We start from the raw sequence: 20,336 nt of genomic DNA on the forward strand, positions 1-20,336 counted from the left end.
GAAGGCGGTTAACTTGGGGAAAATGGCCGGCGCGGTTTGCGCTCCGGCCAAAAATCAAACCAAATAGTTGGGGGCTGTGCACCCCTTTTATTCGCCGTAAGGCACCCAGACGGTTTTCACCTCGGTCGCGTGGCTTAGGAACTCGCGTCCTTCGCCAGCGGCCCCCATCCAGTCACGCGCTTTGGCATTGTTGACCCAGCTGCGCTTCAGATTGCCCGCGCTCTCCAGTTCGACTGTGGCCGAGATGTCTGCGCCGGAATGCGACCAGACCGCATCCACGCCCAAGTGACCGGCCAAGGGCGCGGCAAGTTCGGCGTGATCGCCGGTGACGATGTTCACCACACCGCCTGGCAAGTCCGAGGTTTCGAGCACCTGATAGAAATCCGTTGCAGCCAGCGGGTAGGGTTGCGAGGCGGCCAGCACCACACGGTTCCCCATGGCAATCGCAGGCGCCATCAGGGACACCAGACCCAGCAGCGGGGCTTCGTCCGGGCAGAACCCGCCGATCACGCCAACCGGTTCGTTCATCGCCAGCGCCACGCCGCGCATTGGAACAGGTTTGGCGGCCCCGTCAAATTTGTCAGCCCAGGCGGCATAGGTGAACAGGCGCGAGATTGCGGCGTCGACTTCTTTTGTGCCGCTGCGCCCACCTGTCATGGCGTCGATCCGGGCTGCGAACTCGTCTGCACGGGCCGAGAGGTTCTCGCCGATGTAATACAGGATCTGCGCGCGGGCATGGCCGGTGGTTTTCGCCCATCCTTTTGCCGCCGTCGCGGCCTCGACCGCGTTGCGAATGTCCTTGCGGTTGGCGATGCCTACATGACCCAGAAGCGCGCCGGATTTAGACCAGACCGCTTGGCTATAGCCTCCGTCTGGGCGCGCCTGTTTGCCGCCGACATAGAATTTGGCGGTGCGGTCCAGCGCATCCACCTTGGCGTCTTTCGGGGCAGACACGGGTGCAATGGGTTTTAACGAAACAGCTTTGCCGCGTGGCTTGGTATACGCTTGCAAGCCTTCCCAACCGCCTTCGCGCCCAAATCCGCTTTCGCGCACACCACCGAAACCGGCAGCGGCGTCAAACATGTTGGTGCCGTTCACCCAGACCACACCGGCCACCAATTTGGGGGCCACATCCAGCGTCAGGTTTACATTCTCGGACCAGACCGAGGCCGCCAACCCGTATCGGGTGTTGTTGGCAATCTCGACCGCCTCGGACGGGGTGCGGAAGGTGGTTGCGGCAAGTACGGGACCGAAGATTTCTTCCTGCATCAAGGTTGATGCCGACGACAGCCCGGTGATCAGTGTGGGCGGATAGAAGCAGCCCTGATCGGGAAGCGGGCAGGGGGCTTGATACAACTCGCCCTCGCCAGCGCCTGCGTTGACCATATCGGTGATCCGCTGATGTTGGATCGGGTCGACCACGGCGCCAACGTCAATGGATTTGTCCAAGGGATTGCCGATGCGCAGCTTTCCCATGCGGGCCTTCAGCTTGGCATAGAACCGATCCGCGATGCCTTCTTGCACGACCAGGCGCGAGCCTGCACAGCAGACCTGACCTTGATTAAACCAGATCGCATCGACCAGACCCTCGACCGCTGAATCAAGGTCCGCGTCGTCGAAGACGATGTAGGGCGATTTGCCGCCCAATTCCAAGGTCAGCGACTTGCCCGATCCGGCGGTAGCGCGGCGGATCTGACGGCCCACATTGGTGGAGCCGGTGAAGGCAATCTTGTCGATCCCTTCATGGGTCACGATCGCCTCGCCCACGCGGCCGTCTCCGGTCACGATGTTCACAACGCCCTTGGGCAGTCCGGCCTCGTCGCAGATCTGCGCGAACAGAAGCGCGGTCAGCGAGGTATATTCGGCAGGTTTCAGCACCACGGTATTGCCCATCGCAATCGCGGGCGCGATTTTCCACGCGAGCATCAGAAGTGGGAAGTTCCACGGGATGATCTGTCCGCAGACGCCCAACGCTTCGCGGTCGGGAAGTTCGGCGTCCTGAAGTTGCGCCATGCCCGCGTGGTAATAGAAGTGACGTGCGACCAGTGGGATGTCGATATCGCGGCTTTCGCGGATCGGCTTGCCGTTGTCCATGCTCTCCAGCACAGCGAACAGACGTGCGTGTTTCTGCACAAGACGCGCCAGCGCATAGAGGTATTTGGCACGGGCATGGCCGGGCAAAGCCCCCCAGTTTTTCTGCGCTTTGCGCGCAGCGATTACAGCCACATCCACATCATCTGCACTGGCTTGCGTGACCTGCGCCAAGACCTCGCCAGTGGCGGGGTTGCGGCTGTCAAACAGCTCGCCAGGTTTGGTCATTGCGCCATTGATATAAAGGCCGAACGCACCGTCCCGCGCGGTGATCCACTCCAGCGCTTCACCGGCGCTTTCCGGGGCCGGGCCATAATCCATGCTGTCGAATTTTTCTTTCACGGTCATGTCTGTGTCCTTATCCCATCGGATGGCGGTAGGTGGCCGAGTAGTGGCCGGTCACGTGGTGTTCCAGCTGGCGTTCGATGTCGCCCAGAAGCGAACTGGCACCGAAGCGGAACAGATGCGGGTCCAGCCAGTCATCGCCCAGCTCTTCTTTGATCAGTGACAGGTAAACCAGCGCATCCTTGGCTTTGGATATCCCACCGGCGGGCTTGTAGCCGACCTTGTATTCGGTGGCCTCGTAATAGTCGCGAATGGCGCGGATCATCACAAGGCTGACGGGCAGGGTGGCGTTCACGCTTTCCTTGCCGGTCGAAGTCTTGATGAAGTCAGCCCCCGCCATCATGCAGACTAGCGAGGCGCGGGCGACATTGCGCAGGCTGCCCAGCTCTCCGGTCGCGAGGATGGCTTTTACATGGGCATCGCCGCAGGCTTCACGGAAGTCCCGCATCTCGTCATAAAGCGCCTGCCAATTGCCGGTCAGCACATGGCGGCGTGAGATGACGATGTCGATCTCCTCGGCGCCGGCGCGCACGCTTTCGCGGATTTCTTCGACGCGCAGGTGATAGGGGCTGAGACCGGCAGGGAAGCCGGTGGACACGGCCGCGACCGGCATCGTAACGCCAAGTGCTTTCAGCGACGATACGGCGGTTTCAATCATGTCGTGATAGACGCAGACGGCACCGGTGGTCACAGGCTCCATCCCGAGGGCGGCCATGATCTCGGGCCGGACGGGTTGGGCGGCTTTGGCGCACAGGCGGCGCACGCGGCCTTCAGTGTCGTCGCCCGACAGGGTGGTCAGATCGATCATGGTGATCGCCTTCAGAAGCCACGCGGCCTGATAGTCCTTCTTCACGCTACGCCGTCCCGACAGGGTCGCGCAGCGGCGCTCAATGGCGGATGTGTTGGCCTGCACGGCACGCACCCAGTTCATATCCAGATCCATCCCCGGATTGCGCGGCAAGGCCAGTTGCGGCAACTGGTCTGACGACGCTTTCAGCCCCTCGTCCGAGGATGTTTGCGGTTCGCTTTTCACGGATTTCACCCCTTGGGCAACTGTTGTGTTTACGGTTTTGACAAGGGTCGCACGCAAAACAACGAATGGCAATAATCACCGTGACGTCAGAGGTGGTGACGCAAACACGCGACATATTGACGAAGCTCCATGTGATATTGACGGAAAAACTCGGTAAATACGCCGAAAAAGCGGGAAACCTTGGTGGATGTCTTGTCGCACCGTAAATGGTTGTTTCCCTGTTTGTGTTGCGCTTAGGATGCTCCATCGACAGGAGAAAACAGGCTGAGTCTTTCTTGGCCCAAGATCAATCAGAATCCACCTGTCCCACTGCTTAATTGAATAGGGAGAACTTTCATGAACATCTCGATCAAAGCTGCCCTTCTGGGCTCGGCTCTAGCACTTGCTGGTCCGGCCTTCGCAGACATGATGCACCCGAAAACCGGCGAGAAGCTGGCCGAAAACCAGACCTTCACCTATCGCGTTCTGGACGAGCACACCTCGGTTGACCCGCAGATTGTTGAAGACGTGTCGGGTTCGGAAATCGTACGTGACCTGTTCGAAGGTCTCTACAACCAGAACCGTGCTGGTGAACTGGTGCCGGGTGTTGCGCTGAGCCACACCACCAATGACGACAAGACCGTCTATACCTTCACCCTGCGTGATGATGCTAAATGGTCCGACGGCAAGCCCGTAACCGCTGGCGACTTCGTTTATGCGTGGCGTCGTCTGGCCGATCCGGCCACCGCCTCGGAATATCAGTGGTACATGGAAGTTATGGGCATCAAGAATGCCGCCGAAGTTATGTCGGGCGACATGGGTGTGGAAGAGCTGGGCGTGAAAGCCATTGACGACCATACGCTGGAAGTCACGCTGGGAAGCTCACTACCCTATTTCGCGCTGACCACCACCCACACCTCGACCTTCCCGACCCCGGCTTGGGCAATCGAAGCCCACGGTTCGGATTGGATCAAGCCCGCAAATATCGTTGTGAACGGCGCCTACAAGCTGACCGAGCACGTCGCCAACGAACGTCTGGTGCGCGAGCGCAACGAGATGTACTGGGATAACGACAACACCATCATCGACACCGTGACGTCGCTGGTGATCAACGACGAAAACGTCGCGCTGACCCGCTATCAGGCTGGCGAACTGGACCGCACTGAGATCCCCGCTGGTCAGTATCCGTCGCTGAAAGTGTCGAACCCGGATGAGGCAACCGCCTTCCCGCGTCTGTGCTCGTACTACTACACGATCAACGTGTCCGACAGCACGCCGGAATTCCTGAAAGACGATCGCGTCCGTCGCGCTCTGTCCTATGCGATCAACCGTGACATCATCACCGAGAAGGTTCTGCAGGGCGGCCAGACGGCAGCTTATACCTTTACTCCGGGCGCAACCGCGGGCTTTGAAGTGCCGTCGGTTGACTACGCAGGTTGGAGCCAGGACGAACGTAACGCCAAAGCTGTCGAGCTGATGGCTGAAGCTGGTTACGGCGCGGACAATCCGATCGACCTGACCCTGCTGTACAACACGTCCGAGGCCCACAAAAAAGTGGCCCTGGCTGTCAGCCAGATGTGGAAGCAGAACCTTGGCGTGAACGTCACCTTGGAAAACCAGGAATGGAAGACCTATCTGACCACCCGCGGCGAGCAGAACTATGAAATCGCGCGCGCTGGTTGGTGTGGTGACTATAACGAAGCATCGACCTTCCTGGATCTGGTCCAGTCGGGCTCGGGCTATAACGACGCCAAGTATGCCAACGACATGGTCGACGGCCTGCTGGCAGACGCCAAAACGATGGACAACCCTCAGCCGAACTACACCAAGGTTGAAGAGATCATCGCAGCCGACATGCCGATCATCCCGATCTACCACTATGCCGGTAGCTTCATGATCAAGCCCGAGCTGATCGGCAGCTGGCCTGTCGAAAACGTGGAACAGAACTGGTACTCGAAAGACCTGTACAAGGTCGCCAAGTAAGCCGGATCTGATCCGAAACAGGGGCACCGCGCATCGCGTGCGGTGCCCCACCCGCATCTGCGTTTCTGATCCAGATCAACGAAGACTGTTAACCAAACTGTCATAGGCGCCTGATCCGGCTTTACGTAGGGTCCGCCTTTTTCGTGTATCGTAGGTCCGACAACGCCGCATCTCCTAGGAGTAAGGATGCTTAATTTCATCATACGCAGGGTCGCCGTCGCGATCCCGACACTTATCATTCTTCTGGTCGCCTCGTTCTGGCTGATGCAGACCGCGCCCGGCGGACCGTTCACGTCTGAGCGTCCCCTGCCTGCGCAGGTCCTCGCCAATATCGAGGCGAAATACGGGCTGGATCAGCCCGTTTATAAGCAGCTTTGGGACTATGTCGTGGGCATCGTGACCCAGTTCGACTTTGGTCCGAGCTATAAATACAAAGACCGTTCGGTGAATGACATCATCGCGCAGGGCTTCCCGGTGACGCTGACCTACGGGATCATCTCGTTCCTTGTGGCGATTATAATCGGTGGAGCACTGGGCGTTTCAGCCGCGATCCGTCAGAATAGCTGGCTGGACTACTTTGCCGTTGGCGTCACGATTGGCGCGCAGGTTTTGCCGAACTTCGTCATGGCGCCGATCCTGATCCTTGTCTTCACGCTGTGGCTGGGCTGGCTGCCCGGCGGCGGCTGGAACGGAGGTCAATGGCAGCACATCATCATGCCTGTCATCGCGCTGTCGACCAGCTATATGGCGTCGATTGCCCGACTGACGCGCTCGTCTATGCTGGAAGTGCTGCGGTCGAACTTCATTCGTACCGCTCGCGCCAAAGGGCTGCCCGACAACGTGATCATCTGGCGCCACGCGTTGAAGCCGTCGCTTCTGCCGGTGATATCCTATCTGGGACCGGCCTTCGTGGGCATGGTTACCGGCTCGTTCATCATCGACGCAATCTTTGGCACGGGGGGCATCGGGTACTTCTATGTGAACGCCGCTTTCAACCGTGACTACGCTGTAATGATGGGGCTGACGATCCTTCTGGGGTCCATGACAATCATGTTCAATATGGTGGTTGATATCCTCTATGCGTGGATCGACCCGAAGATCCGGTTGTGAGGGTAAAGCAATGACAGACAGAATTGTTCAGCCCCTCCAGCAACCTAAAACGGCTGAAATGGCCAGCCGTATGACCGAGGACGTCAAAGGGCGGTCCCTTTGGGCAGACGCGCGCCGGCGCTTCGTGGCCAACAAAGCCGCGATGGTGTCAGTGGTCGTGCTGACGCTGATCGTGCTCTTCTCGCTCTTTGGGCAGGCCATCAGCGAATATGATATCGAGACGATCGACTGGGACGTGCTTGGTAACGTGGCGACCGTGGGGCAACCCTCGATCTCGAACGGCCACTATTTCGGCTTCGATGAAAACGGGCGCGACCTGTATAATCGCGTCATCCAAGGCTCGCGTATTTCGCTTGCTGTGGGCGTGATCGGTGCGATGGTCGCGGTGATCGTTGGGACCATCTATGGCGCGACGGCTGGGTTCATCGGCGGGCGTGTAGACAGCATCATGATGCGACTGGTCGATATCTTCATGTCGATCCCATACATGTTCGTGCTGATCCTGCTGCTGGTCGTTGCGGGCCGCTCGATCACCATGATTTTCGTCGGCATCGGACTGACCGCTTGGCTGGACATGAGCCGCATCGTACGTGGCCAGACCCTGTCCATCAAGAACCGCGAGTTCGTCGAAGCGGCGATTGCCATCGGCGTACCCACATGGCGCATCATCATCCGCCACATTGTACCCAATTTGTTGGGTGTGGTGGTGGTCTATGCGACGCTTCTGGTGCCGCAAATGATCCTGACGGAAAGCTTCATTTCGTTCCTTGGCCTTGGCGTTCAGGAACCCTTCACCAGCTGGGGTGCGCTTCTGTCCGAAGGCACCAAGACCATGAACTACGGAACGCTTTGGCACCTTGCCTTCCCGCTGTTCTTCTTCGTGGTCACCATCTTCTGTTTCTTTTTCATCGGCGATGGTCTGCGCGACGCGCTGGACCCGAAAGACCGCTAAGGGAGGCGTGAGTTATGGCACTACTTGAAGTCCGTGACCTGAGCGTCAACTTCGACACACAGGATGGTACTGTGACCGCCGTGGACAAGATCAGCTTTGATCTGGAAGCCGGCGAAACCCTTGGCGTGGTGGGAGAAAGCGGATCCGGCAAAAGCCAGACTGTCTTCGCCATCATGGGCCTTTTGGCGCAGAACGGTAAGGCAACTGGATCGGTGAAGCTTGAGGGACAAGAGATCCTCAATATGCCGGTTGCACAACTAAACAAGATCCGCGCCGAGCGGATCGCAATGATCTTTCAGGATCCGATGACCTGTCTGAACCCGTTTTTGCGGGTGTCCGATCAGATGGCCGAGGTGTTGACCCATCACCACGGCATCTCGAAGAGGGCAGCGGTGAAACAGGCGGTCGAGATGCTGGATGCCGTGCGCATTCCCGAAGCGAAGAAACGCGTCACCATGTATCCGCACGAGTTCTCCGGCGGGATGCGCCAGCGCGTGATGATCGCGATGTCGCTTCTGTGCAAGCCTGACATTCTGGTGGCGGACGAGCCCACGACGGCGCTGGATGTAACCGTACAGGCGCAGATCATGAAACTGCTTGAAGACCTGCAAAAGGACTTCAACATGTCGATCATTCTGATCACCCATGACCTAGGTGTGATTGCCGGATCGTGCCGCGAAACGCTGGTCATGTATGGTGGGCAGCAGATGGAATATGGCACCACCAAGGGCCTGTTCGAGATGCCAACCCATCCTTATACGATGGGCCTTCTGAAAGCTGTGCCGCGTCTGGACATCGAAAGCGATACGCTAGCAACCATTCCCGGCAGCCCGCCCAACATGATGAACATGCCAAAGGGCTGCCCGTTCTCGCCGCGCTGCGAATTTGCGGATGATCGCTGCGTCGTCGAACGTCCGATTCTGGAGGGCGTTGCGGGACGCGCGGTGCGCCAGCGGGCTTGCCTGAAATCCTTGGAGGAGCTGTCATGAACGTGCAATCGCCTCTTCTGTCCGTCCGTGATCTTAAGGTCTGGTTCGACATCAAACGTCAGGGCGCGATGCCCTGGACCCCAGTCGACAAACTGAAGGCTGTGGATGGGATCGACTTCGACCTGATGCCGGGCGAGACGCTGGGCATCGTGGGTGAAAGCGGTTGTGGAAAGTCCACACTGGCCCGCGCGATTATGCGTATGGTTCCAGCCGAAGCTGGGACGGTTTTGTGGCTGGGCGATGACCTGTTGCAGCTGAACAAACATGATATGCGCGAACATCGCAAAGAGATGCAGATGATCTTTCAGGATCCGCTGGCATCCCTGAATCCGCGCATGACCATCGGCCAGATTGTGGCCGAGCCGCTGAAAACCCACCATCCGGGCCTGTCAGCGTCCGAGGTCAAAGACCGGGTGCGCGAGGTGCTGGATCGCGTTGGCATCCTGCCCAACATGATCAACCGCTACCCGCACGAGTTTTCAGGCGGGCAATGCCAGCGGATCGGGATCGCCCGTGCCCTAATCGTGAAGCCGCAGCTGATCATCTGTGATGAACCTGTGTCTGCGCTGGACGTGTCCATTCAAGCTCAGGTGATCAACCTACTGATGGAAATTCAGGAAGAGATGGGGCTGAGCCTAATCTTCATCGCGCATGACCTGTCGGTGGTGAAACACATCTCGACCCGCGTGATGGTGCTGTATCTGGGCAATGTCGTCGAAATCAGCGAGGCTGCGCAGCTGTATCGGTCGCCTGGTCATCCCTATACCGAGGCACTGATTTCTGCGGTGCCAATCCCGGATCCGAATGCGGAAGCCGCGAAAGAGGTGATGATCCTGGATGCCGATCTGCCGTCGCCGCTGAACCCGCCATCAGGCTGCGTGTTCCGCACCCGCTGTCCGATTGCCGGGCCGGAATGCGCGGAAACGAAGCCGCCGTTGACGGATCGCGGCAATGGGCAGCAAGTGGCCTGTCACAAACGCTAAGATAAACCCCGGCCACGCGTCGGGGTTTTTATTTTGCGGTTGCAGGAAAGCCGATCTCGTCCAGCGCGTCGATGACGGTGGCGGTCTCCAGACCGTCCACCTGTACCTCGCGTGCGTCCATGTCGAAGCTCAGGGTAACCTTGCCCAGCCCTTCCAGCGCTTCGGTGATCGAGGCTTTGCAATGGCCGCAGCTCATATCGGGGACGTGGAAAGTGTTCATGGTGGCTCCTTCGTGTTCCGTATTCTGAATACAGCGCCTAATTCGGTGGTCAACATGGCAAATTCACCGCGCACCCCTTGACCTTCCAGTCACTGGAACCCCTATCTATACTCCGTCACACCGGAGAATCTCATGGCTGCCCTGAAAACACTCACTGTCGAGCTGGAAAATCTGTCCTGCGCGTCCTGCGTTGGGCGGGCCGAGCGTGCGTTGGACGCGGTCGAGGGTGTGGATGCAGCCCCTGTGAACCTTGCGACTGAAACGGCACGGGTGACCTTTGCAGCCCCGGCCAATACCGAAAGCCTCGCCACAGCGCTTGATAGCGCAGGCTACCCGGCGCGTCGCGACACGGTGGTGTTGGACGTACAGTCGATGTCCTGCGCGGCATGTGTGGGGCGGGTCGAGCGCATGTTGAAAGCCACGCCCGGCGTGTTGGACGCGCGGGTGAACCTCGCCTCGGAACGCGCATTCGTGACCTTCCTGACGGGATCCGTGATGCCTGATGCGCTGTCTGCGAAGATCACCAAGGCGGGCTTCCCGACGACACCGCGCACCGACAGCACATCGTCCGGACCCCGCGACAAAGCTGACGAAGCACGGGAGCTGAAGCGCAAAGCATTGCTCGCGGCGGCCCTAACCCTGCCGGTTTTCGTGATCGAGATGGGCGGGCATCTGTATCCGCCGTTTCACCATTGGGTCATGCACAATATCGGGCAGGGGGTGTCGCACTGGCTTCAACTAATCCTGACGACGATTGTCTTGTTCGGTCCCGGTCGCCTGTTCTTTGCCAAAGGCATCCCGGCACTTCTACGCGGTGCGCCCGAAATGAACGCGTTGGTCGCTCTGGGTGCTTCGGCGGCTTATCTCTACTCGCTGGTGTCCGTGTTGACTCCCGGCATCCTGCCTCCGGGCACTGTGAACGTGTATTTCGAAGCCGCCGCCGTCATCGTCACCCTGATCCTTGTAGGTCGCTGGATGGAGGCCCGCGCCAAAGGCCGCACCGGCGAAGCGATCCGCGCGCTGGTGAACCTCGCCCCGGACGAGGCCACAGTTGAAGTTGAGGGTCGCCAGATCACTCGACCCGTCGCACAGGTTATCACCGGAGAGGTGATCGTCATCCGTCCCGGCGAACGTGTGCCGCTGGATGCCGAAATCATCGAAGGCGAAAGCCTTGTCGATGAAAGCATGATCACCGGGGAGCCCGTTCCCGTCGCGAAAACCAAAGGCTGCCCGATCACAGGCGGCACGGTGAACGGCACGGGCGCCCTGAAGGCCCGCGTGACCGCCGTTGGTCCCGACACGATGCTATCCCAGATCGTACGCATGGTCGAAGACGCCCAAGGCGCGCGTCTGCCCATTCAGGCACTCGTCGACAAGATCACGGCCGTTTTTGTGCCGGTTGTTATGGCCGTGGCGGCTTTAACCGTGGCGGTTTGGCTTCTGATCGGCCCCGATCCCGCGCTGGGTCTGGCGCTGGTTGCGGGCGTGTCAGTGCTGATCATTGCCTGCCCTTGCGCGATGGGCTTGGCCACGCCGACCTCAATCATGGTGGGTACTGGGCGAGCCGCGCAGCTGGGGGTGCTTTTCCGGCGCGGAGACGCGCTTCAGGCGCTGCAATCGGTGGATGTCGTGGCGTTTGATAAAACCGGCACGCTGACCGAGGGGCGGCCCGTGTTGACAACATACGAGGTTGACGAAGGGCAGGACGCCGATGCGCTTCTTGCCATGATCGCAGGGGCCGAGGCGCAAAGCGAGCACCCCTTGGCACAAGCCATACTGTTTGGTGCAACAGATCGCGGGATAACGCCTGCCACGGTCAGCAATGTCCAATCCGAAACCGGCTTTGGTCTATTCGCAGAGATTGACGGAAAACGTCTGCTGATCGGCTCGCAGCAATACATGGCGCGCGAGGGAATTCCCCTGACAGAGCTTGTCGACCGGGCCGACCCCATGCGTGCTGAGGGTCAGACCGTGTTCTTCGCCGCATATGACGGGAAGCTTGCGGGTTTGATTGGCGTGTCCGACCCAGTCAAACCCGACACGCCGAAAGCGCTTGCGGCCTTGCGCACCCTAGGCAAAGAACTTGCGATGATCACCGGCGATGACCCTGCCACTGCAGCCGCCATCGCCGACCAACTGGATTTGGATCGCGTGGTCGCGGGCGTTGTCCCCGGCGAGAAACTGCAAACCATTGCAGAGATGCAGGCCCAAGGACTAAAGGTTGCCTTCGTTGGCGATGGTATCAACGACGCCCCAGCGCTGGCCCAGGCCGATGTGGGCATCGCCATCGGCACTGGCACGGATGTCGCCATTGAAGCTGCAGATGTGGTCCTGTCTTCTGGCGCATTGTCTGGCGTAGTGAACGCATTGCAAGTCAGTCGCCGCACCATGACCAACATCCGTCAGAACCTCTTTTGGGCGTTTGGCTACAACGTCGCTTTGGTGCCGGTTGCGGCAGGTGTGCTGTATCCTGTCTGGGGGGTGCTTCTGTCACCCATGCTGGGGGCTGGGGCGATGGCGGCGTCCTCGGTGCTGGTGTTGACCAATGCCCTGCGCCTACGTTTCATCAAACCTGTTTTGGAGGATGTATCATGAATATTTCCGGCGCTGCCGAACAGACTGGACTGCCCGCCAAAACGATCCGCTATTACGAAGATATCGGGCTGGTTACGCCGCTGCGTGACACAAATGGCTATCGTGTCTTTGGCGAGACCGAACTGCATAAGCTGACCTTCCTCGCCCGTTCCCGTGCGCTTGGTTTCTCGGTCGAGGATTGTCGCGCCCTTCTGGCCCTGTACGAGGATCAGTCCCGCGCCAGTGCTGATGTCAAACGTATCGCGCGCACCCATCTGGACGAGATCGAGGCGAAGATCGCAGATTTGATTGCCATGCGGGATACGCTGTCCCATCTTGTGAATGCCTGTGCAGGTGACAACCGCCCAGATTGTCCGATCTTGAAAGGCATCGAGGCCACATCAGGCCCAAAAGCTTGAGGCATATCAAAGACGCCGCGGTCAGTGTGGCGTTTATCCAAACATAAGATACGGACGTATATTTTGCTCTGTTACCAAGGATAGTTCCGATGGACACCAGCCCGCTGACTCCGCTTTTTGACCCCACATCCGTCGCTGTGTTTGGGGCCAGTCCCACGGGCAACTCGGTTGGCGCGATGGCATGGCGCAATCTGCTGGCAGGCGGGTTCGAGGGCGCGCTGTACCCGATCAATCCAAAACACAAATCGATCGGAGATACGACGTGCTATCGACGCATCACGGATCTGCCAGATGAAGTGGATCTGGCGGTGATCGCTACGCCCGCTCGCACGGTGCCAGGGATCATGCGCGACTGTGCAGAAGCGGGGGTGAAATCTGCCATCATCCTGTCGGCAGGCTTTGGCGAAGGTGACGGGCGCGGCAAAGATCTGGAAGCACAGGTCGTGGCCGCAGCGCGTAAGGGTGATATCCGTTTTATGGGGCCGAACTGCGTAGGACTGGTGCGCCCGTGGCTTGGGCTGGACGCGAGCTTCTTACGCTCGGACCCGCCGAAGGGGCGGTTGGCTTTCGTGTCGCAATCGGGCGCGTTGGTGTCGGCCATTGCCGACTGGGCTGGGCCGCACCATTCGGGCTTTTCCGCGATGGTCAGCCTTGGCAATTCGACAAATATCGATTTCGGAGACGTTCTGGATTTTCTGGCGATGGACCCGCGCACGGACGCTATTTTGCTGTACATCGAAGGGATCAAGGACGCGCAGAATTTCATGTCAGCGCTGCGCCGGGCGTCGCGCCTGAAACCAGTGATTGTCCTGAAATCAGGTCGCCACGCGACAAGCTCGCAAGCGGCGCATACGCACACGGGTGCGCTGATCGGCTCTGATGATGTGTTTGACGCGGCGCTGGAACGTGCGGGTGCGGTACGGGTCGGTACCTTGGGCCAATTGTTCGCAGCGGCCGAAATCTTGGCCAACACGCGCAAGGTAAATGGCGAACGGCTGTGCATCATCACGAATGGCGGCGGGTCAGGCGTTCTTGCCGCCGACCGCGCTGGCGATTTGGACATCGCGCTGCCCCCATTGTCAGATGCGACCAAAACCAAGCTGGACAAAGTGCTGCCCGCTTATTGGAGTCACGCTAACCCCGTTGATATTTTGGGCGATGCAGACCCTGCAACTTATGCCGCAGCAGTCAAGGCCGCGCTCGCCGATCCTGACAATGACGGGGTGCTGGTAATGCTGACTCCGCAGGCGATGACAGATGCCGTAGCCACGGCGCACGCCGTTGTAGACGTACTGCCCCGGCGCAGGAAAAAGCCGGTTCTGGCCTGCTGGTTGGGAGAGCCATCAGTCGAAGAGGGCCGAGAGATCCTGTCCAAAGCCGGCGTGCCGGATTTCCAAACGCCTGAGCGCGCGGTCGAGGGTTTTAGCTATCTGGTTCAACACCGTCGCAACCGCAAACTGGCACTGGAGGTTCCCCGCGCCCGTGCGTTTGAGAAGGGGCTGGATCTGGACGGCGCGCACCTGATCATCGCCTCGGCTCTGTCAGACGGACGCAAGATGCTTTCGGACACGGAAAGCAAGGCGTTGCTGAAGGCCTTCAACATCCCTGTGAATATGACGATTGAGGCAACGACGCCCTCGCAGGCCTTGGTAGCTGCGGAAACCGTGGGCTATCCGGTGGCAATGAAAATCGCTTCACCCGACATCACGCATAAAACCAATGTGGGCGGTGTGCGGGTGAATGTGGCCCATGCCACCTCGGTCTCGCGGGTGTTCCACGAGCTGGTCAAATCTGCCAAGGCTGCGCGACCCGATGCGAAGATCAATGGGGTCACTGTCGAACCAATGGCCAACCTGAAAGACCCGCGCGAGCTGGTGATCGGTGCCAGCCGCGATCCGGTTTTCGGTCCCACAGTCCTGTTCGGAGCAGGCGGCACCATGGTCGAGGTTATGAAAGACAGCGCGGTGGCGCTTCCACCTCTGAACTCTGTGCTGTCTGAACGTTTGATCAACAAGACGCGCGTGTCAAAGGCCTTAGAGGACTTCCGCGATGCCGACCCAGTGGATCGCGATGCGCTGGTCGATGTTCTGAAACGTGTGTCCATCATCGTCAGTGAACTGCCTGAAATCACCGAATTGGACATCAACCCACTATTCGTCAGTCCGGACGGGGTGTTGGCGGTGGACGCGCGGATCTCGATCCAGAGGGCACCTGCGAAGGATGGCCCATATGACCACATGGCGATCCATCCCTATCCCCGCCACCTAGCGCGCGAGACTTTCCTGTCGGACGGCACGCTTCTTGTGATCCGCCCGATCCGGCCCGAAGACGCTGAGTATCTGCAATCCTTCATGCGGGACCTGTCACCCGAGGCCAAGCAGATGCGTTTCATGGGGTCGGTGAACGAACTTAGCCCAGAATTGCTCGCCCAGTTTTCGGCCATCGACTATCGCCGTGAAATGGCCTTATGCGCCATGGCCGAGATTGACGGAAAGGATGTATTGGTTGGGGTGGCGCGATATGTGATCAACCCCGATCAGAAAAGCTGCGAGTTTGCGATCGTCGTATCGGATCGGATACAGCATCAGGGACTTGGAACGCGCCTGATGAAGGGGCTGTTTAGTGCGGCACAGGATCATGGATTGGATGTGATTGAAGGGACTGTTCTGAAGAAGAACGACCCGATGTTGCGCCTGATGAAAGAGCTGGGCTTTACCCAGCGGCCAGACCCCGATGACCGCGATGTGGTCATCGTTGAACGCTGGCTTTGAAAAAGGGATTGGGGGAGGAGACCATATGCTATCCATCATTTCGCATAACGAATGTCGTGACCACGACGCCGGGCCATTGCACCCGGAAAGCAAGGCACGGCTGGATGCGATCAACAACCAGCTGATCATGTCGGGCATGGACTATGTAGTGCGTCATCACGATGCGCCGCTGGTCACCCGTGAACAGCTGGAGCGTGTACATGACGGCGATTATCTGGATCGCGTCTATGCGTTGGCACCTGGGCAGGGCATGGAAAGCGTCGAGGTGGATGGGGATACCGTGATGAGCCCGGGCACTTTGAAGGCTGCCGAACGGTCCGCCGGATCGGGCTGTATGGGCGTTGATCTGGTCATGTCCAAGGAAGCCAACCCGATCTTCTGCATGGTCCGTCCGCCCGGCCACCACGCAGAAAGCGACAAGGCGATGGGTTTTTGCCTGTTCAACAACATTGCCGTAGCCGCCGCGCATGCGCTCGAGGCCCATGGGCTTTCGCGTGTGGCAATCATCGACTTCGATGTACACCACGGCAATGGCACCGAAGAGATCTTCAAGGCCGAACCGCGCGTGCTGTTTTGTTCCAGCTTCCAGCACCCGTTTTATCCTTTCACCGGGCACGAGAAAGAGACCGACAATCTGGTTGATATTCCTCTGTCGGCTGGCGCCGGCAGTGCCGAATTCCGCGAGGCCGTGTCAGGCCACTGGATCCCACATCTGCGCGATTTTAAACCGGAGTTTGTCTTTATCTCAGCCGGTTTTGACGCCCATGCCGCCGACGATATGTCCAGCGTTCAGCTGACCGATGCCGATTACGCGTGGGTCACGCGCGAGCTGAAGGCCGTTGCGGATGAATTCGCCGAAGGTCGGATCGTGTCGATGCTGGAAGGTGGATATGAACCTGACGTGCTGGCACGCTCGGTTGTGAAACACTTGGATGTCTTGTTGGGATAAGGGGCTTTGCCCCTCGAGCCTGCGGCTCTCACCCCAGGATATTTGTGGTAAGAAAATGCGCAGAGGTGGGGCTGAGCAGTTATGCGAAGCGTGCGGCGCTGAGGCTGGCGACAGTCTTGGCGTCCAGCTCGGATGGGGTGCCCTCCACGATATCCGCCAGCAATTGCGATGCCGCTGGGCTGGACTGCATGCCATAGCCGCCTTGCCCGGCAAACCAGACAAAGTTTGGATCATCTGCAGCAGGCCCGATGGCAAGGTTCCCATCGGGCGTGAAGCTGCGCAATCCGGCCCAGTTTGAAATGACGCGGGTGACGGGTTCCGTGACCATCTCTTCAAATCGGGCCAGTCCTTCTGCCAACACCATGTCATCGGCCCATGCATCATGGGGTGTGGTCAGATCCGCGTCAGCAGGCGACACGATCAACGCGCCCGCATCAGGTTTCGAATACCACGTCTCGCCTGCGTTCAGGGTCATGGGCCAGCCGGACACGTCCAGCCCGCCCGGAGCAGGAATGCGCGCCATCGAGCGGCGTAGGGGGCGGATGCCGAGAGGGTTAACCCCAGCCATGGTGGCGATTTCGTCCACCCAAGCGCCTGCTGCGTTGACCAGTACACGACCTGAGAACACGCCTTTCGGCGTTTCGACCTGCCAGCCATCGGGCAGCCGGGTAATCGCCGTGGCTTTCGCTCCGGTGACGATATCTCCGTTCTGGCGCAGCTCACGTGCGAAGCCTTGCACAAGCTGATCGGTGTCAATGTCCCATGCCTCGGCGTGATAGCCCGCGCCGCACAGCGCGTCGGCGTTCAGGATCGGCATCAGGGACCGTGCTTCCTCTATGCTGATGGCGTCCAGCTTCATCATCGCCAGATCATCGGCCAGAAGGTCGTCCTGCCCCTTGGCCCCCACTATCATCAATCCGCGCGGCGACAGAAGATCGGCAGCCTTGTGATAATCGTGCGAGGCGTGGTTCATCGCCACAACGGCGGGCGTGCCATAGCTTTCCTCAAACAGCGCCGCCGACCGCCCCGAGGCGTGATAAGCTAACGCATCCTCGGCTTCCAAAAGCCGCACGCGACCCAGTTTCGCCAAACGCGCCCCGGCAGAGGTTCCAGCGACGCCACCGCCAATGATCAGAAAATCATCCATGTTCTTCGATCCGGTCTGTTGCTGGGGCCGGCGTGGGCGTCAGCGCGGTTAGTTGGGCGCGTAGCGCCGAGGTCATCTTGAATGACAACGCGTCCAGAGACGGCTGTAGTTGTTCTAGCGACCGTGCCGACAGGATGGGTGCGGGGCGGGCTGAATGGTGGGCTACCCACGCCACGGCCAGTGTTGCCGGATGGGTGTTCAGGTCCTGCGCGATCTCGGGCAGTGCCTTGGCAGCGTTGTGCATCCAGTCCACCCCATAGCGCGCAGCATAGCGATCGTCTTCGGACAATCTGCCCGTGCCGCCTTTGGCGTACTTGCCGGTCAATAGCCCGCCGCCAAGCGGAGAATATGTCGCGGCTAGAATGCCCTCGGACGCACACATGGGCAGAAGTTCAACTTCGGCCTGACGCTTAACAAGGCTGTACATCGGCTGGATCACGTCGATCCGGGTGCTCAGCCCTCGAGCAATCGACTGTGCCTTCATCACTTGCCACGCCGCAAAGTTGGAGAGCGCCAGATACCGTGTCTGACCTGCCGCCTGAAGCTCGGCCAACAGCTCGATCTGGGCTTCCATCGCCAAGTTCGGATTGAAGCGGTGCAGATAGAGAATATCGACCGTATCCAGACCCAATCGCGCACGCGACGCGTCGAATTGAGATCGCAACGCGGCAATACTGTTAGGAGCGTCATACCCGATTTTCGTCGCGATGATCAGACGCTCGCGAAGGGGCGCGATAAGCTTACCCAAGATCGTCTCAGAAGCGCCGCCTGTATACAGATTGGCAGTGTCGAAATGGGTGATGCCGGCCTCGATGCAAGCTTCAAACATGGCGCGCGAGGCGTCTTCATCTGCTGTGCCGCCAAACTGCATGGTGCCAAAGGCAAAGCGCGGGGCAGGGGAACCATCAAGGGAAATCAGATCTGTCATGGCGCGACACTGCCACGAGGTCGCGCAAAGGAAAAGGCCCCGCGCGATGCGGGGCCTGATCTTCGGACGGCTCACCTTGAAGGAGAGCAGGGACGCACTTACTGCCGCCCGAAATCCTCTTTCGAGATGACGCCATCCCCATTGCGATCCTGTTTCGGGAACCACATATCGACGCCTGCGATGAACTCTTCGCGGGTCACCTGCCCGTCGCCGTTAAGGTCAGCGTTTTCGCGGGTCATGGACATGGCGGCGCTGTGTTCGCCCATGCCTTGGCCTTTACCTTGGCCATGACCTTTGCCTTTGCCCTGCCCCTGACCTTTGCCCTGACCTTGGCCTTGGCCTTGGCCACCGCCTTGTCCTTGGCCGATGCCATGCTCTTTCATGTCGGCCTCGCGGGCCTCGTCGAACAAAACATAGTCCTCGGCGCTGAGCACACCGTCATCATCGGCATCGAAAGTGTGGAAAATATCGCCTCGGCGTTCACGAGCTTCCTCGATCGAGACCGAGCCGTTCTCGTCCAGATCCCACATCTCGATGAAATGGGCGCCGGGTTGGTTTTGAGCCAGTGCAGGCAGTGCAATTACAAGTGCCGCAGTGGCCAGAAAAGGTGTTGTCTTGCGCATCGTTACGCTCCGTTTGTTGTCCCTATATTCGTATAACGGAATGTGATGCTGTTTCCGTCGCGCTTTTTGCATAAAAAAATGCCCCACCTTTCGGCAGGGCATTTCGGTGTTCGATTTCGGTCGATTAGTTCGACGGGATTTCGGCTTCGATGCCTTCAACATAGAAGCCCATGCTGGCCAGACCATTGTCGCCATAGTCGGCAGCGGTTTCACCTTCTGCCAGCCACGGGGTGCCGTCCTGTTTGTTCAGCGGACCGGTGAAGGCGTGATATTCGCCCGAAGCAAGTGCGTCGCGCAGAGCTTCTGCTTCGGCTTTCACGTCAGCCGGGACAGCGTCCGAGATCTCGCCGATGCCAACCATGCCAGCGCCAATGCCGTCCCAGGTTGAAACGCTTTCCCAAGTGCCGTCCATTACGGCTTGCGTGCGGGCAACATAGTAGGGTGCCCAGTCATCGATGATCGACGAGACGCGCGGGAACGGAGCATAATCGCCCATATCCGAGGCCTGACCGAAGGTGACAACGTTGCCAGCTTCTTTGGCAGCCGCCTGCGGTGCGGTCGAGTCAGTGTGCTGCAGGATCACGTCTGCGCCCTGCTCGATCAGAGCTTTGGCTGCGTCGGCTTCCTTGGCCGGGTCAAACCACGTGTAGGCCCAGATGATCTTGAACTGAACGTCCGGGTTTACTTTCTTGGCGTGGATATAGGCCGAGTTGATGCCACGGATAACTTCCGGGATCGGGAACGAGGCGATGTAGCCGATGATGTTCGACTTGGTCATCTTACCTGCGATGTGACCCTGAACGGCGCGACCTTCATAGAAACGGGCCGAGTACACCGACACGTTGTCAGCTTGCTTGTAACCGGTGGCGTGTTCGAATTTCACATTCGGGAACTTTTCAGCCACGGCAACGGTCGCGTCCATGAAGCCAAACGAGGTTGTGAAGATCAAGTCAGCGCCCGACAGGGCCATCTGAGTGATCGGGCCTTCAGCGTTCGCTTCCGACACGCTTTCGACATAGACGGTTTCAACCTTGTCGCCGAAGGCAGCTTCGACGGCTTTACGGCCTTGGTCATGTTCATAGGTCCAACCACCGTCACCGACGGGGCCAACGTAAATAAAGCCGACCTTGGTCTTGTCTTCGGCCGTTGCAACGCCGGCCAGACCAGTGGTCAGTGCCGCTGCAAGAAGCATCTTTTTACCAAATTTTTTCACGAGCAGATTTCCTTCCTTCTGTATGGT

At 59.2% G+C, this 20,336-nt stretch carries 16 protein-coding genes; 9 read left to right on the forward strand and 7 right to left on the reverse strand.

Going from position 1 to position 20,336, the window contains the following annotated elements; genetic code table 11:
* Positions 1–87 precede the first annotated feature (87 nt).
* Positions 88–2,439, reverse strand: a complete 2,352-nt coding sequence (locus ACP15F_RS01850; RefSeq protein ID WP_424939150.1) for an aldehyde dehydrogenase family protein — start codon at positions 2,437–2,439, stop codon at positions 88–90.
* A 10-nt stretch (positions 2,440–2,449) separates the two neighbouring features.
* Entirely contained in the window at positions 2,450–3,433 is a 984-nt protein-coding gene (deoC, locus tag ACP15F_RS01855) for a deoxyribose-phosphate aldolase (protein WP_424940925.1), read from the reverse strand.
* A gap of 372 nt (positions 3,434–3,805) precedes the next feature.
* On the opposite strand from deoC, the gene ACP15F_RS01860 reads away from it, so the two are divergent.
* The 5 genes from ACP15F_RS01860 (at position 3,806) to oppF (ending at position 9,465) form a co-directional block, all read left to right on the forward strand.
* Positions 3,806–5,431, forward strand: coding sequence for a peptide ABC transporter substrate-binding protein (locus ACP15F_RS01860; RefSeq protein ID WP_424939151.1), 1,626 nt, complete (start codon positions 3,806–3,808; stop codon positions 5,429–5,431).
* A gap of 186 nt (positions 5,432–5,617) precedes the next feature.
* A complete protein-coding gene (gene oppB, locus ACP15F_RS01865) occupies positions 5,618–6,541 on the forward strand; it encodes an oligopeptide ABC transporter permease OppB (protein WP_424939152.1) in 924 nt (307 codons plus the stop codon).
* Positions 6,542–6,599: 58 nt separating this feature from the next.
* The gene (locus tag ACP15F_RS01870; protein ID WP_424940926.1) at positions 6,600–7,493 is read left to right on the forward strand and encodes an ABC transporter permease subunit; all 894 of its coding nucleotides are present in this window, start codon (positions 6,600–6,602) and stop codon (positions 7,491–7,493) included.
* A 14-nt stretch (positions 7,494–7,507) separates the two neighbouring features.
* Positions 7,508–8,482 carry an oligopeptide/dipeptide ABC transporter ATP-binding protein gene (locus ACP15F_RS01875; RefSeq protein WP_424939153.1) on the forward strand — a complete coding sequence of 325 codons (975 nt, stop codon included), beginning with the start codon at positions 7,508–7,510 and terminating at the stop codon, positions 8,480–8,482.
* A complete protein-coding gene (gene oppF / locus ACP15F_RS01880) occupies positions 8,479–9,465 on the forward strand; it encodes a murein tripeptide/oligopeptide ABC transporter ATP binding protein OppF (RefSeq protein ID WP_424939154.1) in 987 nt (328 codons plus the stop codon). The genes ACP15F_RS01875 and oppF overlap by 4 nt, the downstream gene beginning before the upstream one ends.
* Before the next feature lie 28 nt (positions 9,466–9,493).
* Here the strand turns inward: oppF and ACP15F_RS01885 are convergent, their stop codons facing one another.
* Positions 9,494–9,685, reverse strand: a complete 192-nt coding sequence (locus ACP15F_RS01885) for a heavy-metal-associated domain-containing protein (protein ID WP_424939155.1) — start codon at positions 9,683–9,685, stop codon at positions 9,494–9,496.
* Positions 9,686–9,817: 132 nt separating this feature from the next.
* Here ACP15F_RS01885 and ACP15F_RS01890 point away from each other — a divergent pair, with 132 nt between their 5' ends.
* The 4 genes from ACP15F_RS01890 (at position 9,818) to ACP15F_RS01905 (ending at position 16,398) form a co-directional block, all read left to right on the forward strand.
* Positions 9,818–12,280, forward strand: coding sequence for a heavy metal translocating P-type ATPase (locus ACP15F_RS01890; protein ID WP_424939156.1), 2,463 nt, complete (start codon positions 9,818–9,820; stop codon positions 12,278–12,280).
* Positions 12,277–12,678: a Cu(I)-responsive transcriptional regulator gene (gene cueR, locus ACP15F_RS01895; protein WP_424939157.1), complete on the forward strand. Its 402-nt coding sequence runs from the start codon at positions 12,277–12,279 to the stop codon at positions 12,676–12,678. The genes ACP15F_RS01890 and cueR overlap by 4 nt, the downstream gene beginning before the upstream one ends.
* An 89-nt stretch (positions 12,679–12,767) precedes the next feature.
* Positions 12,768–15,449 carry a GNAT family N-acetyltransferase gene (locus tag ACP15F_RS01900; protein WP_424939158.1) on the forward strand — a complete coding sequence of 894 codons (2,682 nt, stop codon included), beginning with the start codon at positions 12,768–12,770 and terminating at the stop codon, positions 15,447–15,449.
* A gap of 25 nt (positions 15,450–15,474) precedes the next feature.
* On the forward strand, positions 15,475–16,398 hold the full coding sequence (locus ACP15F_RS01905; RefSeq protein WP_424939159.1) for a histone deacetylase family protein: 924 nt from the start codon (positions 15,475–15,477) through the stop codon (positions 16,396–16,398).
* Between the two features lie 79 nt (positions 16,399–16,477).
* Here ACP15F_RS01905 and ACP15F_RS01910 read toward each other — a convergent pair whose 3' ends face one another.
* The 4 genes from ACP15F_RS01910 to ACP15F_RS01925 form a co-directional block, all read right to left on the reverse strand.
* Positions 16,478–17,545, reverse strand: a complete 1,068-nt coding sequence (locus tag ACP15F_RS01910; protein ID WP_424939160.1) for an NAD(P)/FAD-dependent oxidoreductase — start codon at positions 17,543–17,545, stop codon at positions 16,478–16,480.
* A complete protein-coding gene (locus tag ACP15F_RS01915) occupies positions 17,538–18,473 on the reverse strand; it encodes an aldo/keto reductase (RefSeq protein WP_424939161.1) in 936 nt (311 codons plus the stop codon). The genes ACP15F_RS01910 and ACP15F_RS01915 overlap by 8 nt, the downstream gene beginning before the upstream one ends.
* A gap of 98 nt (positions 18,474–18,571) precedes the next feature.
* Complete coding sequence (locus tag ACP15F_RS01920; RefSeq protein ID WP_424939162.1) at positions 18,572–19,096, reverse strand: EF-hand domain-containing protein; 525 nt, start codon at positions 19,094–19,096, stop codon at positions 18,572–18,574.
* Between the two features lie 124 nt (positions 19,097–19,220).
* On the reverse strand, positions 19,221–20,288 hold the full coding sequence (locus ACP15F_RS01925) for a BMP family ABC transporter substrate-binding protein (protein ID WP_424940927.1): 1,068 nt from the start codon (positions 20,286–20,288) through the stop codon (positions 19,221–19,223).
* Positions 20,289–20,336 lie beyond the last annotated feature (48 nt).

Origin of the sequence: Aliiroseovarius sp. S253 (assembly GCF_049800855.1) — a bacterium.
Lineage (GTDB): Bacteria > Pseudomonadota > Alphaproteobacteria > Rhodobacterales > Rhodobacteraceae > Aliiroseovarius.

Bases quoted from the DNA above. Each gene is read 5' to 3' on its own strand.
- ACP15F_RS01910 (WP_424939160.1), bottom strand. From the start codon at position 17,545: ATGGATGATTTTCTGATCATTGGCGGTGGCGTCGCTGGAACCTCTGCC.
- ACP15F_RS01860 (WP_424939151.1), top strand. From the start codon at position 3,806: ATGAACATCTCGATCAAAGCTGCCCTTCTGGGCTCGGCTCTAGCACTT.
- oppB (WP_424939152.1), top strand. From the start codon at position 5,618: ATGCTTAATTTCATCATACGCAGGGTCGCCGTCGCGATCCCGACACTT.
- ACP15F_RS01850 (WP_424939150.1), bottom strand. From the start codon at position 2,439: ATGACCGTGAAAGAAAAATTCGACAGCATGGATTATGGCCCGGCCCCG.
- ACP15F_RS01875 (WP_424939153.1), top strand. From the start codon at position 7,508: ATGGCACTACTTGAAGTCCGTGACCTGAGCGTCAACTTCGACACACAG.
- ACP15F_RS01915 (WP_424939161.1), bottom strand. From the start codon at position 18,473: ATGACAGATCTGATTTCCCTTGATGGTTCCCCTGCCCCGCGCTTTGCC.
- ACP15F_RS01870 (WP_424940926.1), top strand. From the start codon at position 6,600: ATGGCCAGCCGTATGACCGAGGACGTCAAAGGGCGGTCCCTTTGGGCA.
- ACP15F_RS01900 (WP_424939158.1), top strand. From the start codon at position 12,768: ATGGACACCAGCCCGCTGACTCCGCTTTTTGACCCCACATCCGTCGCT.
- ACP15F_RS01885 (WP_424939155.1), bottom strand. From the start codon at position 9,685: ATGAACACTTTCCACGTCCCCGATATGAGCTGCGGCCATTGCAAAGCC.
- ACP15F_RS01920 (WP_424939162.1), bottom strand. From the start codon at position 19,096: ATGCGCAAGACAACACCTTTTCTGGCCACTGCGGCACTTGTAATTGCA.
- ACP15F_RS01905 (WP_424939159.1), top strand. From the start codon at position 15,475: ATGCTATCCATCATTTCGCATAACGAATGTCGTGACCACGACGCCGGG.
- ACP15F_RS01890 (WP_424939156.1), top strand. From the start codon at position 9,818: ATGGCTGCCCTGAAAACACTCACTGTCGAGCTGGAAAATCTGTCCTGC.
- oppF (WP_424939154.1), top strand. From the start codon at position 8,479: ATGAACGTGCAATCGCCTCTTCTGTCCGTCCGTGATCTTAAGGTCTGG.
- cueR (WP_424939157.1), top strand. From the start codon at position 12,277: ATGAATATTTCCGGCGCTGCCGAACAGACTGGACTGCCCGCCAAAACG.
- ACP15F_RS01925 (WP_424940927.1), bottom strand. From the start codon at position 20,288: ATGCTTCTTGCAGCGGCACTGACCACTGGTCTGGCCGGCGTTGCAACG.